Origin of the sequence: Acinetobacter sp. C15, from assembly GCF_013420645.1 — a bacterium.
In the GTDB taxonomy this organism is placed as follows: domain Bacteria; phylum Pseudomonadota; class Gammaproteobacteria; order Pseudomonadales; family Moraxellaceae; genus Acinetobacter; species Acinetobacter indicus.
In genome coordinates, this window is sequence record NZ_VOXR01000003.1 from 64,164 (window position 1) to 84,754 (window position 20,591).

Below are 20,591 nucleotides of genomic sequence, written 5' to 3' on the forward strand. Positions count from 1 at the left end.
ATTCACCCATTAAAAAAAGCCCCGACCTGCGGAGCTTTTTCATGTTTAATTTACAGCGCGTACTGCGAGCTTATTCTGGTAATGGAATAAACTGTTTATCACTGTTTTGCACTTTACGCTCACCAACCACCACTTGCAGCTCTAAAGACTGTTCTTCACGTTCAATCAGGATATTCACTGGCTGGTTCGGTTGCTGCAGCGCCACATAATTAATCAGGTGTGATGTTGAGGTGATCTCTTCATCATTCACTTTCAGGATTTTATCGCCACGGCGAATACCGGCTTTGGCTGCAGGACCATTGGCCAAGACATCTGCCACCACTACGCCGCTTTGTTTTGGCTCCAGAATATTCTGTTGCTGTACCGGCAATAAGCTAATACCCAACCAGCCACGTACCACGCGACCATCTTTTAAAATCGAGTTCAGTACCTGCTGACAGACCTGAGCCGGAATGGCAAAGCCAATACCCAAAGAACCGCCCGATTGCGAGAAAATCGCGGTATTGACCCCAATTAAGTTCCCGGCCACATCAATTAGCGCACCACCGGAGTTCCCCGGGTTAATAGCAGCATCAGTCTGAATAAAGTCTTCATAGGTATTAATGCCTAAATCCGAACGACCGGTCGCGGAAATAATCCCCTGAGTGACGGTTTGGCCTACCCCAAACGGGTTACCAATCGCCAGCACCACATCACCGACTTCATTGCCACTGAGTTTAAATGGTAAAACCGGTAACTGATCCAGCTCAATTTTAATTACCGCCAAGTCGGTATCCGGATCGGTGCCGACCACTTTTGCCTCGGCACGACGGCCATCATGCAAGGCCACCACAATCTGATCGGCCTGGGCAATCACATGGTTATTCGTCAAAATGTAACCATCGGCACGTACAATCACCCCGGAACCGAGGCTGTTTTCATTAGGTCCCTGGCGATATTGTTCCGGTAACTGATCGCCAAAAAATTCACGGAATGCCGGATCATTAAACAAAGGATGATTAGGCTGCTTGATTTTCTGGGTGGTAAAAATATTGACCACGGCCGGTGCTGCTACTTTTACGGCAGCACTATAAGACACCACCCCGCCAGTACGGGTGGTATCAATCAGCGGTTCTACTTTTTCAGCAGGCATTTTCACCCCATCCGGGGCAACGGGAGCTTTCGGTTTTTGAAACTGTTGCCAGCCCAAAAAGCCAATAATCACGATAATAAGTAACACCCAAGGTAACCATGTAAAGGTCCGGCGCACAGCTCTATCCTCTAAAATTTTTTAATTCATTGATGACTAAGTAATTTATGACCTATTGTAAAGCGAAATACATAAGGAAACATAAAAATCACTAAAGAGTTTTGTGCTGCTTTAGTTACAATTCAAAATATGTTTTGATGACAACAAAATTTAAGGCTTTTGAGAGATTTATGGCTAAGCTGCATGACCTGATCCGCTGGTGTGATCAAACCTTAAAATCAGCCGAGTTTAAAGACTATGCCCCAAACGGCTTGCAAATTGAAGGCAAACCGGAAGTCAAAAAAATTCTGTGTGCGGTAACTGCATCACAAGATGCAATTGAAGCCGCCATTGCCGAGCAAGCCGATGTGCTGCTGGTGCATCATGGCTATTTCTGGAAAGGTGAACCCTACCCGATTACCGGAATGCGCGGTAAACGCATTAAAAGCCTAATCCAGCATGATATTTCGCTGGTGGGCTATCATTTACCGCTCGATTCACATCCTGAACTGGGCAATAATGCGGCCATTGCTGATATTTTGGGACTGGAGCAACTGGAAGCACTGGACCCGAGTGAACGTCATCCAATTGGCAATATTGGCTATTTAAAACAGGCCATGTCACCAGAAGCGTTTAAAGCCCTGTTAAGTGAAAAACTGGGGTTTGATACCATTCATTTACCGGCCAATCCAACCGAAATCCGCAAAGTCGGTTTCTGTACCGGCGGCGCGCAGGATTATATTCATAAAGCCGCAGCGCAAGACTGTGATGCCTATATTTCTGGCGAAGTGTCAGAACGTACCTTTTATGAAGCCAAAGAACTGGGCGTCCATTATTATGCCTGTGGCCATCACGCGACTGAACGCTGCGGTGTACAGCGTTTGGGACAGGCGCTGGCACGCGAATTTAATCTCGAATATGTCTATTTCGAATTGAATAATCCGATTTAAAACTTGGGAGATGAATTGAGGCTGGCTTATACGTATAAATTAAGGATTTATTGTGTAATGTTATTTATAAGCAATGCGCAATTTTGTTGAATAATCTATTACAATAAGCCGACTTAAACTCAAAACCCAGCATAAGCAAGGAATTGAAAACATGACAACGATTACTTTACCAGCATTACCATATGGTTACGAAGATCTTGCGCCGCACATCAGCAAAGAGACTTTAGAATTTCACCATGACAAGCACCACAATACCTATGTTGTGAACCTGAACAACCTGATCGCAGGTACTGAGCTTGAAGGTAAAACTTTAGAAGAAATCATCAAGGCAAGTGCTGGCGATGCTTCTAAAGCAGGTATTTTCAACAATGCTGCACAAGTATGGAACCACACATTCTACTGGAACTGTATGGCGAAAAACGGTGGTGGTAAACCTACTGGTGCAATTGCAGCGAAAATTGATGAAGCTTTTGGTTCATACGAAAAATTTGCTGAAGAATTTGCAACTGCTGCTGCAACTCAATTCGGTTCAGGTTGGGCATGGTTAGTGGCTGACGACGTAAACGGCAAACTGTCAATCATGAAAACTTCAAATGCAGATACGCCAATGGCGCACGGCAAAATTGCAGTATTAACGATTGACGTTTGGGAACACGCTTACTACATCGACTTCCGTAACGCACGTCCTAAGTACATCTCGACTTTCCTTGAAAGCCTGGTGAACTGGGATTATGCCAACGCGAAACTTGCAGGCCAACCAGCTGGCGTAGAAAAATAATTTTATTTTTCTGTGTAAAAAATCACCCTTTAAGGGTGATTTTTTTATTTTTAGGGAATAACTGCATAAATCTAAGGCAAATGATTCATTTGTTTAAATAATCTGGTTGACGACCGGCGCATTCCTCCCTAAAATGCGCATCAGATTCTCCAATAGCTCAGTCGGTAGAGCGACGGACTGTTAATCCGCAGGTCCCTGGTTCGAGCCCAGGTTGGAGAGCCATCTAATCTCCCATAGCTCAGTCGGTAGAGCGACGGACTGTTAATCCGCAGGTCCCTGGTTCGAGCCCAGGTGGGAGAGCCAAGATTCTAAAAACCCACTCCAGTTGAGTGGGTTTTTTTATGGCGTTTAGATTGGGGGATTCAATGAGAATCATCATCCTAAAATAGCCCCTACCTGTACCACGGCACCCTGCCCGTCATAGACCAGTAAAAGCCACACACCAAGCTTTCTGCTTCCAAACGCCTTCATTCGTTTATTTTTAATTCAGTTAAACTGAAAAACTACATTTTTTCAGGCCGCGGACTTGACCACCTGCCCTTTGCCGCCTAGAATGCGTTTCAGATTCTCCCATAGCTCAGTCGGTAGAGCGACGGACTGTTAATCCGCAGGTCCCTGGTTCGAGCCCAGGTGGGAGAGCCAAGATTCTAAAAACCCACTCCAGTTGAGTGGGTTTTTTCTTTATACAAGTATGTGTTGTGTTCAATAGCGCTCAGTCGACTTTCTTCTTTATTGGCTGCCTGGCCACACTGGTGCTGATGCTGCTGGTGGCAGCCTCCTATTTGCGCCCCAAACAGAAATATTTTCCGAAAAAAGTCATTACCCCGTTTGAAGCCAAGATGTTTGCCCGCTTAAAGCAGGCTTTTCCCGAACATCATATTCTGGCTCAAGTTGCTTTTAGTGCGTTAATTACCAATAGTAACTACAAGATCCGTTCCCGCTTTAATCGCAAGGTCACCGATTTTGTTTTGCTGGATCAGCAGATGAATGTGGTGATTATTATTGAACTGGATGATCCCACTCATATTGGCAAAGAAAGCGAAGATGCCGAGCGGGATGCCATGTTGCTTGAGGCGGGCTATCAGGTGATCCGATACACGGAGATTCCGAGTATCAGACAATTGCAGCAGGATATTCTTTAATTAAGGCGCTACAGCTTCAGAAGCTGCTGGGTTTGCATCGGCTTGTTGTTGAGCTTGTTGCTGCGCCTGCTGTTGTTCAGCTGCTTCACGCGCTTTAATCCGCGCAATCATCTCTGCCTGCTGCTGTTTATATTTTTCCTGATTTTTCGCATCGCTGTTGACAGCCAGAAACGCCATACTGACCAGAAAAACAGGAATCAGCAGACCTAAACTGGCCAACAGAATAATCTTTTTGGTATTGGGTGGCTGATTCGGTCGTTGCTGTTCAGGCGCGGTCATGAGAGAGTCCTCTGTCAGATGCATCAAAATGACGCTCAATATAACAAAATCATTTTCGAGGACAAAGCCTCTGTTGATGTTTGCTTGAACCTGAAGATACAACACAGCCGCCTGTACGGCTACAGACGGCTGCGTTACAGATCACGTCAGACTGCTCATCTACCCGATTAGAGGTTCAGCTGAATCTCGCCAAAAACCTGAGTTAAACAGGCCAGATGATCAAAGCCTTGTTCTGGTGTGTCCTGCATCCGCCAAGCCACATAGCCATCCGGACGTACCAGCACGGCACCGGCATCGGCAATTTCCGATTTTTGCTGCCAGGTGGCATAGACATCGCGATGTTCACGTGAACCAATCTGAATCACATCCAGATAGTCCAGCCTTAACCGGGCCGCTGCCGCTTTCCATGCTGCACCCGATAAACCGGTCAGTAGCGTAAAGCGCCCTTTACCGACAATATCCAGGGTGGAATGTTTATAGCCCTGCGCATCAATCAGCCAGGTATGCGGTAGTTTGGCACCCGGGCGTGTGGTGGCTTGCAAATACAGCTGTGGGTCCTGTACAAAGATTTCTTCATCTGTTTCTGCCAGCACGGCATTGGACAGATAACGCTGGTTCAGCTCCACCCCTTGAGCATTAAACTCATAATGTTTAATCGCCAGCGCCTGATACAACTTTTCCCGAATCTCGGCCGCTTCCGGTGTTTCCGCAAAAATCCGCTGCAACATCTCGGCTTGGGTCTGCACACCCTGATCAAAGCCAAATACTTCTTTTAAATGCTTATAGTCAAAACGGGACTGGTTGGCACGTGCCACAATCTGTTTGCCCACCGGCGCCCGTTCATCGCTATAAGACTCCAGCAGCGCTGGCTTGGCCCAGCCTTTAAGCACATAAGCCAGCTTCCAGCCCAGGTTAAACGCATCCTGCATACAGGTGTTGGAACCTAAACCACTCGATGGCGGGTGACGATGTACCGCATCGCCACCACAGAACACGCGCCCCACCGAATACTGGGTGGCCCAGGTCTGATTGACATACCAGTAAGATACTTTTTCAATTTCGACCTGCTGCACCTCTTCACCCACAAAGGTGTTCAATCGCGCCCGGACCTGTGCTTCGGTGACTTGCGGCTCGCCTTTGCTAATATCAAAGCCCCAGCCCATAATCCATTCGTTCCAGGGCTGAATGGCACGTAGTAATCCCATGCCCAAGTCACCAAAACTGGCTTCCGGATTCACAATCCACTGTAAAATGGCCGGACGATGTGCCACATATTTGGACAGGTCGGCTTTAAAAGTGACGTACACGGTTCCAGCACGCGCCATCACCCCTTCTAAGGGCAGCTTCAGCTCTTCAACAATTTTTGAACGCGCCCCATCCATCCCAATTAAATATTTGGCCCGCAGGCTAAATTCAGTTTGGGTCACTCGATTCAGAAAGGTCGCGGTTACGCCATGCTCATCCTGAGTATGTGATAAATATTCAGTATTGAAGTTATAAATCGCACCGCGTTCGGCCGCATTCTTGACCAGCAGTGCTTCCATTTTTGGCTGGATCAGATCGACAAAGGGACATGGGCTGCCTTTGATGTAATCGCCATGACGCTCATCGCCCGTGCCCCAGCAGCTCATCCGGGCAATTTCTTCCCCGACCAGACTGGTGGTGAGTAAACTTTCGCCCATCTGCTGCCACGGCGTGGCAATGGCTTTGACCTGCTCTTCAATGCCCAAGTCACGCAGAACTTCCATCGCACGCTGATTGGTAATATGCGCACGCGGACTGTTGGCCAGCCAGTTAAACTGGGTAAACAGCTGCACCCTGATGCCATAACTGGCCAAGGCCAGCCCCAAAGTAGAACCCGCCGGCCCCGTACCAATCACCAGCACATCAGTATCATAGTGTGTAGACATTCCGGACTCCTTTCACCGCTGTATCTGTTGCAGAATATTTGTATGCAGTGTAATCCGCCCCATCCAGGCCGCCTATTTCTATGCGTATAAACGATAGTACTATTGGTTTTAGCTCTAGTCAGCTGCTGGATAAAACACATCGACTCATGTGAAATGCAGTTCAGACTGTGTTGGGTTACACTAGGGCGATGATCTGCACGGTGGATGAAAGTCATGGAATTACGGCATTTACGCTATTTTGCAGCGGTGGCAGAAGAACAGAGTTTTACCAAAGCAGCCGATAAACTCTTTACCGCCCAGCCCTCTTTAAGCCAGCAGATTAAGGATTTAGAAGAAGAAGTCGGGGTTCGTTTGCTGGATCGCTCCGCGCGGCAGATTCAACTGACCGATGAAGGCCGGGCCTTTTTACCTTATGCCTTGCAAGCGATTGAAAACGCCAAACTTGCAATTGCCGCAGCGCGTCAGGTGGCGCATCAGAAAAACAACCAGATTCATATTGGCTTATTGAACGTGGCCGAGCTGAAAGTGCTGCCGCTGATGCTAGAACGCTTAAAACAGGCCATTCCCAATCTGCAGATTCATATCCAGAGCCTGACCTGTCTGGAGCAGATTCAGCGCCTTAAAAATGCTGAGCTGGATTTAAGCCTGACCCGCTATGCCATTCAGCAGGATGATTTTGTCGATCTTCCCATTTTGTCAGAGAAAATCTATCTGGTGTCAGGGCAAAAATCTGCACCGACCAAGTCGCGGATGAGTGCTGAAGCCTTGCTGCAACAGCGGCTGATTATGTGCGAGCAAACCGCTTCTCCGGTGTTTTATGAACAGGTCACCCGGCAGGTGCCGATTGAACAGATGCCGGCCGAGCAGTTACTCTGGGTCACCAATGTATTGCAGCATATTAATCTGATTAATCTGGGGATGGGCTACAGTTTTGTGCCGGAATATCTGCTGCGCTTTCTGAATGAGCATGTGGCGATCATTGAAACCGATTTTGAAGTTCAGCCGCTCCATCTATATGCCAATTACCGTAAAAATAACCATAATCTGGCACTGCAGCTCATTACTCAGGAACTGGCCAAACTCGAAATCTCGGTCACTGAGAGCTGATCAGCCCCGATCTTCCGGACTGATCAGCGAGTTTTTCAGGAGGACATTATTGCGCAGGCATGTGGGTTTGAATAAAGCGCACCAGCTCGGCATTTCTCTGCACAATGGCCTGGGTATGCGAGGCACCCGGGACCAATTCATATTCAACCGTCGTCCCCATTTCTCTTAAGTTATCTACCAGTGCCGTGGTGACAGCTGCCGGTACAGCAGTATCTGCCTCACCCTGAATCACCATAATCGGTTTATCCAGCTTTTTGGTGGCCGGCTGGTTAATGGCCAGGAACTGCTTAATGGTTGCATTGTCCTGGAAATTTGCCGTCAGTCCCGGATAATCAGCCACAGCAAGATCACTATTTTCAGTAAAGGCATCTATATCTTCTCTAAAGGACTGCATCAGCTCGTCCAGACATTGGCCATTTTCACCATTGTTGCCTTCGGCTTCTGGCACAATATCCTGCGATTCCGGCTGGAAGATGCTGAGGTAATTAAAGTCCGGTTCATAGGCTTTAATGCCGACCGCGACATAGGCAGCATAGGCCATCAGTTCTGCATAGACATTACGGGCCGTTCCAACCGGATACAGACCAACACTCTCTGCCAGTTCCAGATCATGAATGGCCGCCGGCGCGACTTCCGCAATGATATAACCCAGACTCGAAGCCGGTGCTGCTGCCACTGCACCTTTATAATTGGCATCCTGATTGGCAAATTCCGCAGTACCTAAAGAGGCATGACCACCCTGTGACTGCCCCACCGACATCCAGGCACCATGCATGTGTGCACCCAGATCTTCTTTTAAGGCGCGTACTGAATAAATAGCAGATTGGGCCGCACTTTCTAAATGTAAATACGGATGAATGCCCGGCGTGCCCAGCCCTTCATAATCTGGCGCGACAATCACATAGCCTGCGGCCAGTAAACTTTCCGCCATGGCCTTAAAACGCGGATTTAAACTGTTGCGACTCGGTGCACAATGATCAGCAATGCCCACTGTTCCATGTTCCCAGACCACCACACGCCAGCCATCTACCGGACGAGGTGCGGACGGATAAAATACCATGGCGGTAGCTTCTGTTTTCTGGTCACGTACATTTGGCATTTTATAGGTCATGACCCGGATGATCGCACCTTCAATACCATCTTGGGTATAGGCAGCATCAGATACAAAAGTTTTGTCACGGATAAAGTTAAAGTCATTATCATCGCCACCACATGCTGTAAATAACAGCGCCGAGGAGCAGGTTACCGCCAATAACAGTTTTTTAAATGTCGTTGTCATCTTGAATTCCTCTTTATCTTCTTGTTGTTAAGTACTCAGCCTGAGTTCTTTGAATTAAGCATAAAAAAAAGCATCCTGCTCGGATGCTTTGTTGGCTTTTTGCAAGATCAGACCAAATGCATAAACCTAGAGAAGTGCAAGAAAAATTCCGGTAAAAATCATCAGCCCAACCCAACGGTTATGCCGAAAAGCCCAGAAACATTGCTGCGGATTACGGTCTTTGGTTTTGTGCCATTGATAGATAAAATCCAGTGCCACCACAGCCAGTGCCACCAGACCAAATGGCATGAACAGATTTTCGATCCACAACGCCGCGCCAATCAGGAGCAGACTGATCAGCTGCAAGGCAGAAATAATCTCAATATCATAACGGCCAAATAAAATGGCGGTCGATTTCACCCCAATTTTGAGATCATATTCGCGGTCAGTAATCGCATATTGAGTGTCATAGGCCACCGTCCAGGCCAGGTTGCCAAAGTACAATAACCAGCAGGTTAAATCCGGGGTTGCACCCACCGCGGTATAGGCCATAGGAATAGACCATGAAAATGCGGCGCCCAGAAATACCTGCGGTAAATGAGTATAGCGTTTCATAAACGGGTAGATAAAAGCCAGAAATAACGCCCCAAACGACCAGTAAAAGGTTTCAAGCGGCAAGAACAACAACAGGCAGGCACTGGCAGCAACCAGCACCAGAAACACCATCACCGCTTCTTTGGCGCTAATGATGCCGGTGGCCAAAGGACGGGTTTTGGTGCGCTCAACATGGGCATCGACTTTACGGTCGGCAAAGTCATTAATGGCACAGCCTGCCGCACGCATAAAGATCACACCCAGAATCATTGGAATCAGCACACCTATGGTCGGTGTTCCCTGAGCAGCAATCCATAAGGCCCACATGGTTGGCCAGAACACCAGTTCGGTGCCAATCGGCTTATCAAAACGGCATAAATAGTAATAGGCTTCCAAGCGCTCACGCCAGGTAATTGAATGTGCAGTTGCCATGACTGTCCTTAACCACGTTGCTGTTGAAAAGAAGAATGTAGAAATTGCTCAAAGCTGGGCAAGAAACTTTCTTGCACAATAAATTTACAGCCATGCCAAGTATAGCAGCTCTGTCTGGTCCAGCCTTCGGGCAATAAAATCACCCGGCGCTCACAGGCCGGATTGGTACGTTGAAACAAAAACCGGCCAATCGGCTTTTTACCAATATGCTTGAACAGGCGTGCTTTTTTTTGCAGGCTTAAAATCGGAAAAATACTTTTGGCTTGAACCCAAGGCTGCTCTTCACAGCCATATAAATAGCTTTCCCGCACCCAGGAGGTATGCTGATGCGGCATGCCCAGCCATTTGGCATCTTCAAAGCTCAGGCGCTGGAAACTTTCGCGCAGTGGCTGTACCTGAAACTGGCCACCGGCCAGATCGGTTAATTGTTGTGTCAGGGAGCCTGGTGCATACAGCCATGTCTTCAATCCTGCAGGAATGGTCTGATCCTGAAATTGACAGGTCTGTTGGCCGCGCATCACTTATCCCCCTTTTATCGCTTGGCCTAGTGTAACTGAAATCTGTTACTAAACCATGGGCTTTTCAGCCAAAAAGCGCAAATGTCATATTCGCCATCAATCTACCTCACCTAAATGAATATGAAGGCCATAAAAAAATCCGCGACAAGCGCGGATTTTCTGAGCATGAATCTGAGGTCAAATTACAGGCTGTAGTACATGTCTAATTCAACTGGGTGAGTAGTCGTGTTCAGACGACGAACTTCTTCAGTTTTCAGCTCGATATAAGCATCGAGCATTTCTTTTGTAAACACGCCACCTTTTAACAGGTAGTCATGGTCAGCGGCCAGTGCTTCCAGCGCCATTTCAAGGCTGTGAGCAACGGTTGGAATTTTTGCTTCTTCTTCCGGTGGAAGATCGTACAGGTTCTTGTCCGCAGCTTCACCTGGGTGAATCTTGTTCTGGATACCGTCAATACCCGCCATTAACAGTGCCGCGAAACCTAAGTACGGGTTCATCATTGGATCTGGGAAACGTGCTTCAATACGTTTGCCTTTCGGGCTAGACACGTAAGGAATACGGATAGAAGCAGAACGGTTACGCGCTGAGTAAGCCAGCATAATCGGTGCTTCGAAGTGCGGAACCAGACGTTTGTATGAGTTTGTAGATGGGTTAGTAATCGCATTCAATGAACGGGCATGCTTGATGATACCGCCAATGAAGTACAGTGCCATTTCAGACAGACCAGCGTATTCATCACCCGCGAACAGGTTTTTGCCGTCTTTAGAGATCGACATATGCACGTGCATACCTGAACCGTTATCGCCTACCATTGGTTTAGGCATAAACGTCGCAGTTTTCGCGTATTGGTGCGCTACGTTCCACACCGCATATTTGAACTGTTGCACTTCGTCAGCTTTACGCACCATGGTGTTGAAGCTCACACCAATCTCTAACTGGCAAGATGCAACTTCGTGGTGATGTACTTCTACACGACCTGGGCCCATGATCTCTTCGATTTTTGCACACATATCTGCACGCATATCGTGGTGAGAATCAACTGGAGGAACCGGGAAGTAACCGCCTTTAACGCGTGGACGGTGGCCAGAGTTACCAGACTCGTAGTCTTTACCTGTAGACCAAGCCGCTTCTTCAGCAATTAAAGTGTGGCGTGCGCCAGACATATCGATGTCCCATTTCACTTCGTCAAATACGAAGAATTCTGGTTCTGGGCCAAAGAATGCAGTATCACCAATACCGGTAGACTTTAAGTAATCTTCTGCACGGCGAGCAATCGAGCGTGGGTCACGTTCATAACCCTGACCTGTAGATGGTTCGATGACATCACAAGTCACGACAACTGTTGGTTCCGCAAAGAATGGGTCGATGAAACCAGTTTCAGCGTCTGGACGTAAAATCATGTCAGATGCTTCAATGCCTTTCCAACCAGCAATTGAAGAACCATCAAACATTTTACCGTCTTCGAAGGTATCTTCATCGATACTGTCTGCAGGGTAAGTTACGTGCTGCTCTTTACCCTTAGTATCAGTAAAGCGGAAATCGACCCATTTTGCACCACTTTCTTGTATGAGTTGAAGGACCTTGTTCGCCATGCTCATTTTGCTCCAATGATATTTTGTTGCACACCCAAGTGCGTGTTAGTAGTTGGCAGTTATTAAGCAATTACCGTACCAACTTTTAAAAGCAAAGTTAAAATATTGAATTTCTTATGAGAAATTAAGATTTAGGGATTTTGCTTTGTGCCTATTATACTAGGGCTATACTGAAATGCACCATATTCAAGCACTCTTTGCGATTTTTCCTGCAAAAGATTTCTCGTGTGTATCAAAATAGTGCAAATAATCAGGTTTCATTTTAACACAGCTTAATAATACTGCTGTTTATTTCGCCAATTTCGCGCTTCATGCAATTTTTCTAATGAATTTCAGACTGGATTAATTGAGTGATTTATAGATAAAAACTCTTTTTTCCAGTAAAAATCAGATTTTCATTTATTTCTGCTTATTTTTTCTTCAAGTGCTTTTCTGTGCGCTTTTCGCAAGTCGTGCTCAGCTAAATTTTTATGCCCATTTTAAAATGCGCCATTTTGGTGAATCTGCGTCATTATGCATCATTTTAGGGGTTTGGCAGCAAGAGGGGTCAACATCACAGCGGACACGTAAAAGCCACAAGCTGAATGCAGCTCAGCCATAAACTTAAAAGATTTCATCTGTATAAAAGCTATTCTGCTTGAAAATGTTCAGCCGCACATGTTTATTTTTTGCTATGATGATTTGCACTGCGTTTTCCCCGCATTTTTTCGCTCGAAAAATAGCCGTGTTGTGACCTCCCTCCACTTTGGAAAACCAGGCATTTCAGGGAATTCTTCAAGCACAGTCAGGTGCATAAATTTTGACAGGTTAAGCTCATGCTTTTGATGATCGATAATTACGACAGCTTTACTTATAACATCGTCCAGTATTTTGGCGAGTTAAATCAAGAAGTTAAAGTCGTTCGCAATGACAGCGTCACATTAGAAGATATTGAGCGATGGCAACCGAAGTATTTGGTGATTGGTCCCGGTCCGTGCTCACCATCTGAAGCAGGCATTTCCATTCCAGCGATTCAGCATTTTGCCGGCAAAATCCCGTTATTGGGCGTATGTCTGGGCCATCAGAGTATTGGTCAGGCCTTTGGCGGCAACATTGTACGGGCCAAAAAAGTGATGCACGGCCGTTTATCGGATATGTATCACAGCGATCAGGGTATTTTCAGCAATTTGCCCTGCCCGTTTTCTGCGACCCGTTACCACTCGCTGGTGATTGATCAGGCGACCTTACCAGAATGTCTGGAAGTCACCTGCTGGACCAATGAAGCCGATGGTTCCATGGAAGAAATTATGGGCGTGAAACATAAGACATTGCCGGTTGAAGGCGTGCAGTTCCACCCGGAATCCATTTTGAGCCAGCATGGCCACAAAATCTTCCAGAACTTTTTAGAAATTTATGCCTAATTTGAACAAAGTGAACACCATGAATATTCAACAAGCTTTAAATCATATTACAAAACAGATTCACCTGACTCAGCCACAAATGGAAGATGTGATGCGTGCCATCATGTCGGGCGAAGCCACCGATGCACAAATTGGTGCCCTGATGATGGGCCTGCGCCTGAAAGGTGAAAGTATTGATGAAATTACCGCAGCCGCGCGCGTGATGCGTGAGTTCGCGATTAAAATTGACGTTAGCGATATTCCGTATCTGGTCGATATTGTCGGTACCGGCGGTGATGGCCAGAACCTGTTTAACGTATCGACGGCGTCCAGCTTTGTGATTGCAGCCGCTGGCGCCACCATTGCCAAACATGGTAACCGCGGCGTATCGACCAAATCTGGTTCCTCTGACCTGCTGGAACAGGCTGGAATTAACCTAGACTTAAACATGCAGCAAACTGAACGCTGTATCCGCGATATGGGCGTAGGTTTCCTGTTTGCGCCGAACCATCATAAAGCCATGAAATATGCAGTTGGCCCACGTAAGGAACTGGGTATTCGTAGTATTTTCAACCTGCTCGGCCCGCTTACGAATCCGGCCGGAGTTAAACGTTTTGTGATTGGCGTATTCTCCAGCGAACTCTGCCGCCCGATTGCTGAAGTGATGAACCAGCTGGGTGCTGAACACGTGCTGGTGGTGCATTCACGTGATGGTCTGGATGAAATCAGTCTGGCATCTGCCACGACCGTAGCAGAACTGAAAGATGGGGAAATCACCGAATGGACCATTACTCCAGAAGAAGTGGGCATTGAATCGCAAACCCTCACCGGTCTGGTGGTGGAAAACTCGGCAGAAAGTCTGGCCCTGATTAAAGATGCACTTGGCAAAAATAAATCTGAACGCGGTGAAAAAGCGGCCAACATGATTGCCCTGAATGCCGGCGCCGGGATTTATGTGTCTGGTCTGACCAAAACCTATCAACAGGGTGTGGCACTGGCGCATGACATTATTTATGGCGGTCAGGCACTGGAAAAAATGGGCGTACTGGCCGAATTTACCAAAACCTTAAAACAGTACGAAGCTTAAGACGGCAGGATAAAATCATGGTGGATATCGCAAATACCATTTTAGGTAAAATTGTTGATCGCAAACAGGAAGAGTTTGCTGCACGTCTGAAACAGCGCAGTTTGAATGATCTGGAACAACTGGCCCAGGCCGCCACACCGGTGCGCGGTTTTGCCCAAAGCTTGAAAAGCAAACGTCCGGGCGTGATTGCAGAAATAAAAAAGGCCTCGCCATCTAAAGGGATTATTCGTGAAAACTTTAATCCGGCTGAAATTGCCCAGCAATATGAAGCTGCCGGTGCTGCCTGTCTGTCTGTATTGACCGATGTCGATTTTTTCCAGGGCGCTGATGAAAATATCGCGCTGGCCCGCAACCATTGCAGCCTGCCTGCACTGCGGAAAGACTTCCTGATTGATCCTTATGGTGTGGTTGAAGCTCGTGCGCTACATGCCGACTGTATCTTGCTGATTGTGGCCTGCCTGTCAGACCAGCAACTGGAAGAAATGTCGAAAACCGCGTTTGAACACAATCTGGATGTACTGGTTGAGGTGCATGACGAAGAAGAGCTGGAACGCGCTTTGCGTTTAAGTGATCGCTGTCTGCTTGGCGTGAACAACCGTAATTTAAAAACCTTTGATGTGGATTTAAACACCTCATTGCGTCTGAAAAAATTACTCGATCCAGCACGTTTACTGGTAACCGAAAGCGGTATTGCCACCCCGGCAGATGTCAAGATGATGCAGGAGCATGACATTCATGCCTTCCTGGTCGGTGAAAGCTTTATGAAACAACCGTGTCCGGATCAGGCCTTTAGCGAGCTGTTTGGTACGCCGCAAAAGGTCTAAGTCTTGGTGCAGTTCAGGAGGCAGGTTTATCCTGAACTGTGCGATTGCACTGCCCTACTTTCATAGGGCGGTCATCTTCCTATATCGCCCCATCTTAACATCTCTCATTTCAAGCCAGATGCAGCGCCAAGCTGAATCCGTTTCAGTTCAAATCAGGCGTAATTCAGACTATACTGGATTGAAATTTTATCCTCCTATTTTCGATTATGAGCAAACACGATTCTTCGCTATCGAAAGAACAGTTTAAATTACTCAAAGATTTTAAAAAGCAGATCAGTAATCCGCATCCGCGCGTAGAGCCAGCAGCGCCGGCCATCAAAACTGCCGAACAGGAACAGGCCGAAGATTTTGAGCTGTTTCAAAAAGAAATGCGTGGGGTCCAGAAAATGGATCATGGCAATATCGCGCCAGTGGCCCAACCGGCCAAGAAAAAGCTGGATGCCCAGACGCTGGCTAAACGCGCAGCCGCCGAAGGCCCCATGCAAACTGATGAGACCATTTTGTCGGACACGCAAGCCATGCTTAATCCGGTGGGCAGTCAGGCCAGTTTAAGCTACCGCATTGCCACCTTGCAGCATAAGGTGTTTGAAGATTTAAAAGCCGGCAATTTGCGCTGGTTTGAAGCGGTCGACCTGCATGGCTGTACCGTGGAAGAAGCCCGGGTGGCCGTGCTGCAAATTATTCAGATGGCCAAAGATGAAAATCAGAACGTGATTAAAATTGTGCATGGGAAAGGCCCGGAAGCCATTTTAAAAACCTATGTCAATGGCTGGTTACGTCAGCATCGCGATGTTCTGGCCTTTGTCAGTGCGCCGGAAAAACAGGGCGGCACCGGTGCGGTGCTGGTTCTGCTAAAACGTGCAGAAAAGAATCCAAAGTTTAAACAATAAGCGGATTTTTCCTCAAAAGCAGGCATTGTTGCGGTTTTCTGCTACAATGCCGTCCTTGTTCAATATCAGTGTAAGTGAACACGTCTTATGTCTATGCAGCAATCCTACGCAAACATTCTTACTGCCGTTGGTGAAGATTTAAATCGCCCTGGTCTCAAAGATACGCCTATGCGTGCTGCTAAAGCATTTTCGTATTTAACCTCGGGTTATAGCCAGACGTTGGCTGAAGTGACCAACAACGCCGTGTTCCCGTCTGATAACCGTGAAATGGTGCTGGTCAAAAATATCGAATTCTATTCGCTATGCGAGCATCACCTGCTGCCATTTTATGGCCGTGTGCATATTGCCTATTTACCGGAAGGCAATGTTTTGGGACTGTCTAAATTTGCCCGTATTACTGAAATGTTTGCGCGCCGTTTACAGATTCAGGAAAACCTGACCCAGCAGATTGCAGAAGCCGTGGCTGAAGTGACCAAAGCCCGCGGTGTTGCGGTGGTGATTGACTCTGCACACATGTGCATGATGATGCGTGGTGTTGGCAAGCAGGAATCGACCACACGTACCGTGTCATTTATTGGTGACTTTAAAACCGATAAAGATGCACGCCGTGAATTTTTAAGTGCCGTACCTGAAAGTTACTAAACCTAAATAATGCTGGAGCCTCGACATCTGTTGGGGCTTTTTTATGTCCTGTTTCTTATACTACCGCTGGTTTCCCTATTATTTTAAGGAATGCAAATGTCTTCAATTTATTTAGCCGGTCAGGGCCTGACCCAAAGTGAATGCAGTGTCGACTTCCCGCGTCCGGATCGTTTGGTCAAAGGCAATCCCAAACGTGATACATATAGTGCCTATGAACATCCCAATATGAGCTGTGGCATCTGGCAGTGCGAAGTCGGCGCCTGGAATATTGTCTTTGCTGACAATAAACAGGAATTCTTTAATGTGATTGAAGGCGTGGTGCGTATTCATGACCAGCACGGACAATATATTGAAGTTACCGCCGGTCAGGCCGGAATTATTCCACCGGGTTTTGTCGGTACCTTTGAAGTGGTTGCAGCAGTGAAAAAATATTATGTGGTGGTTGAGGCCTAAAATACCGCTTGAGCTTTTTGATGTTTTGGCTGGTTTTATCTTGCTGCTTTGATATAAAAAAACGCCCGACAGTTTTGGGCGTTTTTTCATGCCGGGATGAGACTTAAAAGGCTTATTTGGCCAGATAGACCTGATTACGTCCGGCATTTTTGGCGCTATATAAGGCTGCATCTGCGGCATCCAGAAAACGCTGATAATCCGGATGGCCATCATACTGCACTGCGCCAATACTCACGGTAAATTTAAAACTCTCACCTTCAGCAGAACGGATTGGGGTATCTTCAACCCGGCGACGGATGGTTTCGGCAATCATCTGGGCCCGGTTCCAGTCACTATCGACCAGCAGCAATAAAAACTCTTCCCCACCAACCCGGAAAGCATAATCACTGCCCTTGCTCGATTCCAGCAGCACTTCGGCCATAAACTGCAAGGCCAGATCACCGGCGGCATGGCCATAGCGGTCATTAATCTCTTTAAAGAAATCGGCATCAATCGCCAGTAGACTTAAAGGTGAGCGGTTTTTGCGCGAGAACTGGATTTCACGAATCAGGATGGTATTTAAATAACGCCGGTTTAACAGCTGGGTCAGCGAATCATTGCCCGTGCCGATATATTCCGCCACCTGAAACAGCTGATCGACCAGATGCTGGATTTCGCGGTTTTTACAGCGAATCTGCTGAATCAGTAACAGCTTCTGCTGCTGATTGGAAGTGTCCAGCAGCTGCTGGTTCAACTGATCCACCTGATAAATCCGCTGGATAATAAACTCGACCTGCTCGGCGCTGGCAAAAGCATAGGCTGCTTTATGAATGAACCACAGGCCAAATTCAGATTTGGAGAGTGGCGGATGAAACAGCTGTGACTGGTCAGAAAAGGCTTTAAACATCAGCTCATTTTCCCAGTCCAGCAGACAACCGCGCTGGCGGTCTTTTTGCACGGCCACATCCTGCATGGCAGAAAACAGGCGGTAGGTGTGTTTCATATCATTATGAATTTCCACCTTGGCCTCATAAGTGCGGCACATAATTTCCGCGGCCAGGCTCAGCACCTGGGTCATATAATCGGCAGCAGCCAGTACATCGGCCTGCGGGGTTTGCAGAAAAAAGGCAAAACTTTTGCGCTGGATTTCGCGGATGCCGCGAATAATCAGCCAGGAGGGAACGCCAATACGCGCATGCACTTCCCCAACTTTCAGCTGCTTGGCGACAATGGCTTTAAAATCCTGCTTGAACGGAACTGCAAAACTGTCCAGCAGCCATTGCTGCAAGGCATTTTTCAGGCGGCTACGCACCAGTTCATCGGACAGGAAATAAGAGGCTTCCTGCTCCTGCATCATCTGTCGATAAAATTCGGCCACCAGCACCGTGACATGCTGTTGAATGAACTCGAAGCTATAGCTTAAATCGGTTTCAGAAAATTGCCCGCAAATCGCCTGCCACTGCGCTGCAAGTTCCTCTATACGCTCTTGGTTCATACAACCGCCTCACACAGATGAATTACAGCGCAGATTTTAACGCAGCTGTCACATAAGACAATTCTTTTGTGAATTAAATGAATATTCACTTAATAACAATCTGGATTTTCAAGCCTGACTTCACGACTTCAGCTTAAAAGAACCAGGCATAACCAAGACTGGTCTGATGCCAGTCCTGTTGATCCTGCTGCTGATATTCCCAGCCCAGACGAATCGCATGCTGCGGATTCAGCACATATTGCAGCTGGCTGTGCAGTCTCAAATTCCATTGCTGGGCATCTTCCCAGTATGGCAATTCCACTTGCAGCACACTATTCAGCTGCGGACTCCAGATATTCTGGCAGCCCAAGGTGGGTCCGACACCCACGCGCCAGCCACGACCCAGTGCTTTACCGGCCTGTAGATGGTTTTGTAGCTGGGCATAGCAAATATGCTCACGGTCGGCACTGGCCCAGCTATAGCCCATCTGGACCTGTAAATTGGCTACACCATGCTGTTCCTGAGTGCTGAACTGACCATGCTGATCGAGCGCTTCCTGGGTCCAGCCCAGATTAAAACCCCAGGACAATGGTGTTTTAAACGGCGTAATCGGGTTATAGGAGTTCACCGCCAGCACATCGAGCTGACTCAGTTTTAGGGTTTCATCCCGATATTGCAGCGCACCCTGTAAAAATAGCAATTGAGTCCCGGTACGAAAACCACCTTGCGGATCGAGCAGATCATGATAGGCTTGCCGATGCCCCAGTTCGATAAAGGACTGTCCCTGTACTTCACCGGTACTTAGCGTCAGGTTACGCGCATGATGGCCCTGGCTTGGATCAACGTTTGGGACGTCCGGCGCGCGGCGCTGCTTGTCGACCTGAAGCTGGCTTCGCAGGCTGAGTAATTGGCGTAAACGTGGCTGGGCAAAACCGGTTTCGACCTTGCGGGCTAAAAACTGCAGGTACAGATCATCGTAGGCCATTTCCAGTATTTTGGCCTGCTCTAATGCGGTATAAGACTGTAATAACGTATTTAAATCGGCAGATTCGGCAAAAGCCAGCTGATGTGCAGCTTGCGCCAGGTCTGTACCATGCTGGCGGGCTTGAGCCAGTAACTGGGTTTCTAGCGCCGGGCGATACACGGTGTCTTTGACCAGATCTGAATCTGCCAGCGCCTTGATGGTTTCAACTGGAATCGACGCCACTTTAAACTGTTGCTGTAAATTCAGCTCTGGACGGACCAGATCAATCAGGCCCAATAAACGATAGGCACAGTTATCACTGACAAAATAATAGGGAAAGCTGACGTGCTTCATTTCCCAGATATGTTCCACCAGAAAACGGGTTTCATCCGGGCTTAAATCCAGCTCGTATTCCCATAAATCGCGGCTTTCCAGATCACCATATTCCTTAACCTTGCGGTAATACGGCATGAGGGAATATTCACCCGGATACTGTCCGGTCAGACCTTTCCAGGCATAGGACCAGCTTTGCTCACCCGGCACTGTGGCCGCATAATTTACCGCATAGGAAATCAGGTTCAGTTCCTGCTGATCTTTCGGGTCCAGTCGCAGCAAGGTATGCCCGAACATGGAGCTGGGATTGCCCATAAAATCGGTGGCATAAATTAAAGTGGTTTTGTATGGACGAATCTGGCCAATCCATTCATCCAGTTCCGGACAGGCCACGGCAGCCAGTTCCGTCTGTGGAATATTCAGTTGTTGCACCAGCCAGCGGCTACGTGCCGGAAAACGGCATTGTACCGATTGATTTGGCTCGGCCTGCTGAAACAGCGCTGCAATATGCGCCTGTAATTCCTGGTTTAAATCGGGTGTTTTGGCCTCTGTTAAAAAATAGCCGGCATAGCTGACAGTACTCTGCCCGGTGGCATTGGCATACATTAGGCGTTGCCAGGTGTTTTGCTGTGCCAGTTGCTGCTGTTCAGCACGCTGGATATACAACTGTGTTAGGGTTGAAGATTCAGCAGAAGATGTCGCGGCATACGCCACAGGAGATAACAAAGCAGCACATACAAAAGCAAGAGGTTTCATTCAGCAGATCAATTCTTATTCG

19 protein-coding genes and 3 tRNA genes are annotated in these 20,591 nt (G+C 47.6%); 13 read left to right on the top strand and 9 right to left on the bottom strand.

What is annotated here, in order from left to right; translation table 11 throughout:
- Positions 1 to 70 precede the first annotated feature (70 nt).
- Positions 71 to 1,249, bottom strand: coding sequence for a S1C family serine protease (locus tag FTT63_RS02020; RefSeq protein WP_104471244.1), 1,179 nt, complete (start codon positions 1,247 to 1,249; stop codon positions 71 to 73).
- Between the two features lie 170 nt (positions 1,250 to 1,419).
- On the opposite strand from FTT63_RS02020, the gene FTT63_RS02025 reads away from it, so the two are divergent.
- The 6 genes from FTT63_RS02025 to FTT63_RS02050 all read left to right on the top strand — a co-directional run bounded on the left by FTT63_RS02025 (position 1,420) and on the right by FTT63_RS02050 (position 4,098).
- Positions 1,420 to 2,178 (top strand): Nif3-like dinuclear metal center hexameric protein, encoded by a 759-nt coding sequence (locus FTT63_RS02025; protein WP_180191931.1) that lies wholly within the window; start codon positions 1,420 to 1,422, stop codon positions 2,176 to 2,178.
- 151 nt (positions 2,179 to 2,329) lie between these two features.
- Entirely contained in the window at positions 2,330 to 2,956 is a 627-nt protein-coding gene (locus tag FTT63_RS02030) for a superoxide dismutase (RefSeq protein WP_005176500.1), read from the top strand.
- Between the two features lie 146 nt (positions 2,957 to 3,102).
- A tRNA-Asn gene (locus tag FTT63_RS02035) sits at positions 3,103 to 3,178 on the top strand.
- Between the two features lie 5 nt (positions 3,179 to 3,183).
- A tRNA-Asn gene (locus tag FTT63_RS02040) sits at positions 3,184 to 3,259 on the top strand.
- Between the two features lie 263 nt (positions 3,260 to 3,522).
- Positions 3,523 to 3,598 (top strand) — tRNA-Asn (locus FTT63_RS02045).
- Positions 3,599 to 3,654: 56 nt separating this feature from the next.
- The gene (locus FTT63_RS02050) at positions 3,655 to 4,098 is read left to right on the top strand and encodes a DUF2726 domain-containing protein (protein WP_005176498.1); all 444 of its coding nucleotides are present in this window, start codon (positions 3,655 to 3,657) and stop codon (positions 4,096 to 4,098) included.
- Here FTT63_RS02050 and FTT63_RS02055 read toward each other — a convergent pair whose 3' ends face one another.
- Entirely contained in the window at positions 4,099 to 4,377 is a 279-nt protein-coding gene (locus tag FTT63_RS02055) for a hypothetical protein (RefSeq protein WP_045795172.1), read from the bottom strand.
- Positions 4,378 to 4,544: 167 nt separating this feature from the next.
- On the bottom strand, positions 4,545 to 6,287 hold the full coding sequence (locus FTT63_RS02060; protein WP_180191932.1) for an FAD-dependent monooxygenase: 1,743 nt from the start codon (positions 6,285 to 6,287) through the stop codon (positions 4,545 to 4,547).
- A gap of 213 nt (positions 6,288 to 6,500) precedes the next feature.
- Here FTT63_RS02060 and FTT63_RS02065 point away from each other — a divergent pair, with 213 nt between their 5' ends.
- A complete protein-coding gene (locus FTT63_RS02065) occupies positions 6,501 to 7,394 on the top strand; it encodes a LysR family transcriptional regulator (protein ID WP_016659982.1) in 894 nt (297 codons plus the stop codon).
- A 46-nt stretch (positions 7,395 to 7,440) separates the two neighbouring features.
- Here the strand turns inward: FTT63_RS02065 and FTT63_RS02070 are convergent, their stop codons facing one another.
- The 4 genes from FTT63_RS02070 to glnA form a co-directional block, all read right to left on the bottom strand.
- Positions 7,441 to 8,673, bottom strand: a complete 1,233-nt coding sequence (locus tag FTT63_RS02070) for a S9 family peptidase (RefSeq protein ID WP_163142477.1) — start codon at positions 8,671 to 8,673, stop codon at positions 7,441 to 7,443.
- Between the two features lie 126 nt (positions 8,674 to 8,799).
- A complete protein-coding gene (ubiA, locus tag FTT63_RS02075; protein WP_127800418.1) occupies positions 8,800 to 9,678 on the bottom strand; it encodes a 4-hydroxybenzoate octaprenyltransferase in 879 nt (292 codons plus the stop codon).
- An 8-nt stretch (positions 9,679 to 9,686) separates the two neighbouring features.
- Entirely contained in the window at positions 9,687 to 10,196 is a 510-nt protein-coding gene (locus FTT63_RS02080) for a chorismate lyase (RefSeq protein ID WP_016659978.1), read from the bottom strand.
- A gap of 182 nt (positions 10,197 to 10,378) precedes the next feature.
- Positions 10,379 to 11,794 carry a type I glutamate--ammonia ligase gene (glnA, locus tag FTT63_RS02085; protein ID WP_171065055.1) on the bottom strand — a complete coding sequence of 472 codons (1,416 nt, stop codon included), beginning with the start codon at positions 11,792 to 11,794 and terminating at the stop codon, positions 10,379 to 10,381.
- Between the two features lie 809 nt (positions 11,795 to 12,603).
- On the opposite strand from glnA, the gene FTT63_RS02090 reads away from it, so the two are divergent.
- The 6 genes from FTT63_RS02090 (at position 12,604) to FTT63_RS02115 (ending at position 17,063) form a co-directional block, all read left to right on the top strand.
- Positions 12,604 to 13,188 (top strand): aminodeoxychorismate/anthranilate synthase component II, encoded by a 585-nt coding sequence (locus tag FTT63_RS02090; protein ID WP_005176479.1) that lies wholly within the window; start codon positions 12,604 to 12,606, stop codon positions 13,186 to 13,188.
- Between the two features lie 19 nt (positions 13,189 to 13,207).
- On the top strand, positions 13,208 to 14,254 hold the full coding sequence (gene trpD, locus FTT63_RS02095) for an anthranilate phosphoribosyltransferase (RefSeq protein ID WP_016659977.1): 1,047 nt from the start codon (positions 13,208 to 13,210) through the stop codon (positions 14,252 to 14,254).
- A gap of 17 nt (positions 14,255 to 14,271) precedes the next feature.
- The gene (trpC, locus tag FTT63_RS02100) at positions 14,272 to 15,078 is read left to right on the top strand and encodes an indole-3-glycerol phosphate synthase TrpC (protein WP_005176475.1); all 807 of its coding nucleotides are present in this window, start codon (positions 14,272 to 14,274) and stop codon (positions 15,076 to 15,078) included.
- A gap of 206 nt (positions 15,079 to 15,284) precedes the next feature.
- A complete protein-coding gene (locus FTT63_RS02105; RefSeq protein WP_005176474.1) occupies positions 15,285 to 15,968 on the top strand; it encodes a Smr/MutS family protein in 684 nt (227 codons plus the stop codon).
- Between the two features lie 93 nt (positions 15,969 to 16,061).
- Positions 16,062 to 16,610 carry a GTP cyclohydrolase I FolE gene (gene folE, locus FTT63_RS02110; RefSeq protein ID WP_005176473.1) on the top strand — a complete coding sequence of 183 codons (549 nt, stop codon included), beginning with the start codon at positions 16,062 to 16,064 and terminating at the stop codon, positions 16,608 to 16,610.
- Positions 16,611 to 16,706: 96 nt separating this feature from the next.
- Complete coding sequence (locus FTT63_RS02115; RefSeq protein WP_005176472.1) at positions 16,707 to 17,063, top strand: cupin domain-containing protein; 357 nt, start codon at positions 16,707 to 16,709, stop codon at positions 17,061 to 17,063.
- A gap of 112 nt (positions 17,064 to 17,175) precedes the next feature.
- Here the strand turns inward: FTT63_RS02115 and FTT63_RS02120 are convergent, their stop codons facing one another.
- Both FTT63_RS02120 and FTT63_RS02125 read right to left on the bottom strand, forming a co-directional pair.
- A complete protein-coding gene (locus tag FTT63_RS02120; protein ID WP_104473477.1) occupies positions 17,176 to 18,537 on the bottom strand; it encodes a diguanylate cyclase in 1,362 nt (453 codons plus the stop codon).
- Between the two features lie 133 nt (positions 18,538 to 18,670).
- Positions 18,671 to 20,569, bottom strand: coding sequence for a DUF4105 domain-containing protein (locus FTT63_RS02125; RefSeq protein ID WP_163142486.1), 1,899 nt, complete (start codon positions 20,567 to 20,569; stop codon positions 18,671 to 18,673).
- Positions 20,570 to 20,591 lie beyond the last annotated feature (22 nt).